At 61.8% G+C, this 4,598-nt stretch carries 5 protein-coding genes; all 5 read left to right on the top strand.

Features of this window, described 5'->3' with window-relative positions; translation table 11 throughout:
* On the top strand, window positions 1–252 hold a 252-nt coding region (locus JWQ61_RS20645; protein WP_304362161.1), incomplete at its 5' end, for a M15 family metallopeptidase.
* A gap of 561 nt (window positions 253–813) precedes the next feature.
* A complete protein-coding gene (locus JWQ61_RS20640; RefSeq protein ID WP_304362160.1) occupies window positions 814–2,424 on the top strand; it encodes an ABC transporter substrate-binding protein in 1,611 nt (536 codons plus the stop codon).
* Window positions 2,425–2,428: 4 nt separating this feature from the next.
* Entirely contained in the window at window positions 2,429–3,382 is a 954-nt protein-coding gene (locus JWQ61_RS20635) for an ABC transporter permease (protein WP_304362159.1), read from the top strand.
* 13 nt (window positions 3,383–3,395) lie between these two features.
* Entirely contained in the window at window positions 3,396–4,286 is an 891-nt protein-coding gene (locus JWQ61_RS20630) for an ABC transporter permease (protein WP_304362158.1), read from the top strand.
* Window positions 4,283–4,598, top strand: a 316-nt coding sequence (locus JWQ61_RS20625; RefSeq protein WP_304362157.1) for an ABC transporter ATP-binding protein, incomplete at its 3' end; no start/stop codon positions are given. The genes JWQ61_RS20630 and JWQ61_RS20625, both read left to right, overlap by 4 nt.

Below are 4,598 nucleotides of genomic sequence, written 5' to 3'. Positions count from 1 at the left end.
ACGATATTGGATGAACAAGGCCGCGAGCTCGACATGGGGACGGGATTCGACGACCTGACCGAGAAGTCGCATCCGGCGCTGGAACGGCAGCTGCTGGAGCGCGGCGAGATCACGCCACAGCAGGTCGGCAACCGCCAGTTGCTGCGCGACGCCATGTCGCAGGCCGGTTTCCAGGGGATCAATACCGAGTGGTGGCATTACGACTGCGGCGATCGCAATGTGGTGCGGCAGACGTTCAGGCGGGTGCTGTAGCCGCCGACAAGAATGGGGTCAGGTCCGCCGGACCTGACCCCGGGGTGGCTCAGGCGCTTGTATATTCTGTTACCGACACGCGCGTCTCGGACTGGCCATGCTTGACCTCGAAAAGGAAGCCGCCCAGACTCTCCCAGGAACATTCGCCTGCCTCGGCAGCGGAATTGTCCTTGCAGATGGAGCGCGTGCCACCGCGTGGCGCTATGGTGTTCGCCCGCAACAGGAAGCTGTTCATCCCGGAACGCGCGTCATTTTTTCCCATCCTGGTTTAACCTGCTTGTGTTTGTAGAAACATTCTACGGCATGTCCGAGTTCGGGCGAAAAATGTGGGGTCAGGTCCGTCGACCTGACCCCAACCTTGTCAATGGTCGCGGCTGGTGCATCGGCATGCACATTTTCGTGCATGGGCGCACTGCGACGATCACGCAGCCGAACCCGGCAAAATACAAACCTTGTTTACTTGAATAAAAACAAAGAGTTGCTAAAAACACTTGCATAAAGCCATGCACTGGCACGTTCCGTGCAATGCGGAGTTGGTCCCCCAACTTCGGAGATTCCTTCATGCATCCGTTTTCCAAGCAGTTATCCCGCTGGCTGTTGGCAGTGCCTGTGGCGTTTTCCTTGCACGCAAGCGCGTTGGCCGAAACCGTTGCCCGCTACGGGATTTCGATGGCCGATATTCCGCTGACGACAGGACAGCCCGATCGCGGCGCCGGCGCCTATCAATTCACCGGCCATACGATCTACGATCCACTGGTGGCGTGGGAATCGAATATCGACTCGCGCCCCGGCAAGCTGATGCCTGGCTTGGCGACCGAATGGAAAGTCAATCCCAAGGACAGCAAGAAGTGGGTGTTCAAGCTGCGCAAGGGCGCCATGTTCCACGACGGCTCCGAGTTCAAGGCCGACGCCGTGATCTGGAACCTGGACAAGGTTCTGAATGACAAATCCCCGCAGTTCGATGCCAAGCAAAGCGCGCAGGTAAGGCCGCGCATTCCGTCGATCGCCTCGTACGCCAAGATCGATGACTACACGGTGGAGATCACCACCAAGGAAATCGACGCATTGTTCCCGTACCAATTGCCGTGGTTCCTGGTTTCCAGCCCGGCGCAGTGGGAAAAGCTTGGCCGTGACTGGAACAAGTTCGCGATGCAGCCATCGGGCACCGGCCCGTTCAAACTCGACAAGCTGGTGCCGCGCGAGCGCGCCGAACTGGTCAAGAATCCGGCGTACTGGGACAAATCCCGTCTCGCGAAAACCGACCGCATCATCCTGCTGCCGATTCCCGATGCGCTGACCCGCGCGAACGCCCTGATGAGCGGCCAGGTCGACCTGATCGAAACGCCGCCGCCCGATGTCATGCCCCAGCTGCAAAGCGGCGGTTTCAAACTGGTCAAGAACGTCACGCCGCACGTCTGGCCGTATCACTTCAGCACCCAGCCTGGTTCGCCGTGGATCGATATCCGGGTGCGAAAAGCCGCCAACCTGGCGATCGACCGCGAAGGCATCGTCAAGCTGATGAATGGCCTGGCGGTGCCGGCTAAAGGCCAGGTCGACAGCACCAGTCCGTGGTTCGGCAAGCCGGCGTTCAAAATAACTTACGATCTCGCCGCCGCGAAAGCCCTGATGGCGCAAGCCGGCTACAGCAAGAGCAAACCGTTGAAAGCGAAGGTCATCATCGCCCAGGGCGGCACCGGCCAGATGCTGTCGCTGCCGATGAATGAATATATCCAGCAAAGCCTGGCCGAAATCGGCATCCAGCTCGAATTCGAAGTCGTCGAACTGGAGAACCTGTACCTGCACTGGCGCAGCGGCGTCAAGGCCGACATGAACGCCGGCAAAGGCATCAGCGCGATCAATCTCGGTTACGTGACGTCCGATCCGTTCTACGGCATCACCCGTTTTGTCGACAGCCGCTACATCGCGCCGAACGGCGTCAATTGGGGCGGCTACAGCAATCCCAAAGTCGACGCCGCGCTGGATAAGATCCGCACCAGTTTCGACCCGAAAGTGCAGGATGGCCTATTAGCGACGGTGCATCAGACGATGGTCGACGATGCGCTGATGCTGTGGGTCGTGCACGACGTTAATCCGCACGTCCTGTCGCCAAAGGTGAAGGGTTTCGTCCAGGCGCAGCACTGGTTCCAGGACCTGACCACGATACGCATGTAGCAAGATGGTTTCGTATATCTTGAAGCGTTTGTTGTACACCGTGCCGATCGCGCTGGGCGTGACGCTGGTGTCGTTCATGCTGGTGTACCTGGCGCCTGGCGATCCTTTGAACGCGGTGGCTCCGGCCGATGCGCCGGCCGATGTGGTCGAGGCGCTGAAAAGCGCTTACGGACTCGATAAGCCAATTCCGGTGCAATACGGGAAGTGGCTGCTGCGGGCGGTCCAGGGCGACCTGGGTAAATCGATCGCCTCCGGCCGCGAGGTGCTTACCGAAGTGATGAGCGCGGTCAGCAATACCTTGCGGCTGGCCGGTGTCGCCGGCCTCGCCGGGGTGCTGGCCGGCTGCGTGCTCGGCGCGCTGGCCGGCTACTGGCACGGCAGCTGGATCGACCGGATCGCCACCGTGCTGTCGGTGGTAGGTGTGAGTATTCCGCACTATTGGCTGGGGCTGGTCCTGACCATCATCTTTTCGACCTGGCTGCCGTGGTTTCCGGCCATGGGCGCCGGACCGGGAGGCTCGTCCGAATGGGTGTGGGACATCGCCCACATGCGCCACCTGGTGCTGCCGGCCGTGACCTTGTCGGTGATCCCGCTGGGCATCATCACGCGCACGGTGCGCGCGCTGGTGGCCGACATGCTGGAGCAGGAATTCGTCGTTGCGCTGCGCGCGCGCGGCTTGCACAACCGGGCGATTTTCCGGCATGTGGCCAAAAACACCGCGCCGACGGTACTGGCCGTGGCAGGCTTGCAGATCGGCTATCTGATGGGCGGCTCGATCCTGGTTGAAACGGTGTTCGCATGGCCGGGCACCGGCTTCCTGCTCAATACCGCGATCTTCCAGCGCGATATCCCGCTGTTGCAGGGCACGATTCTTGTGTTGTGCATGTTTTTCGTTGCGTTGAACCTGCTGGTCGATATCGTGCAGCCGATGATCGACCCGCGCATCGGGCGTGCCTGAAATGAAATCTGCCATGTCGATTCCTCTTCCCCTTGCGATGCCGCCGGCAGTGGGCCTGGCGCCGAGCCGCAGCTTCTGGGCGGTGGTCGCGCGCCAACTGCGGCGCGATCCGGTGGCGATGTGCAGCGCCATGGTGCTGCTGATCATTGTCGCCGCCGCCGTCTTCGCGCCGTGGCTGGCGCCAGCCGATCCAAACCAGGCCAGCATGTTGAATCGCTTGCTGCCGATCGGCTCGCCCGGCCACTTGCTCGGCACCGACGAACTGGGACGCGACATGCTGACGCGCCTGATGTACGGCGGCCGCCTGTCGCTGCTGATGGGCGTGGTGCCGGTGCTGGCCGCCTTCGTCATCGGCACTTCGCTGGGCTTGTTCGCCGGCTACGTCGGCGGGCGCACCAACATGGCGATCATGCGCACGCTGGACGTGTTCTATGCCTTCCCATCGGTGCTGCTGGCGGTAGCGGTTGCCGGTGCGCTTGGTCCCGGCATGAGCAATAGCCTGATCGCCCTGACGCTGATTTTCGTGCCGCAACTGGTGCGGGTCGCCGAGAGCGTCACCACGCAGGTGCGCCGGCTCGACTACATCGAGGCAGCGCGCATGAGCGGAGCCGGACCCATCTCGATCATCCGCGTGCACGTGCTGGGCAATGTGCTGGGGCCGGTGTTCGTGTATGCGACGGGACTGCTCAGCGTGAGCATGATCCTCGGCTCCGGCTTATCCTTCCTCGGCCTCGGCGTCAAACCGCCCGATCCGGAATGGGGCTTGATGCTCAATACGCTGCGCTCGGCCATCTTCCGAAACCCGATGGTGGCGGCCTTGCCCGGGGCGATGATTTTCTTGACTTCGATCGCCTTCAACCTGCTGGCAGATGGCGTACGTTCGGCGATGGATATTCGAAAATGAACACTGAACCAATCTCGATGGCGCCGGCGCCGGATCGCGGCGGCCCGGCGCAGCCGCTGCTGGTGGTGCGCGACCTAAAAAAATACTTCCCGGTGCGGGCAGGCCTGTTCGGGCGCGAGCGCAAGTTCGTGCATGCGGTCGATGGCGTCAATTTTTCCATCGCCAAGGGCATGACCTTGGGCATTGTCGGCGAATCGGGTTGCGGCAAGTCGACTACGGCGCGCCTGATCGCCCGCCTGATGGCGCCCGACAGCGGTTCGATGACCTTCGATGGCGAAGGCGTCGGCGAATTCGGCGGGCTCGAACTGAAGG

The organism is Collimonas fungivorans, from assembly GCF_028292705.1.
Classification (GTDB): Bacteria; Pseudomonadota; Gammaproteobacteria; order Burkholderiales; family Burkholderiaceae_D; genus Collimonas; species Collimonas fungivorans_B.
The sequence above is the reverse complement of the archived record's forward strand: the minus strand, read 5'-3'. Positions and strand labels throughout refer to the sequence as shown.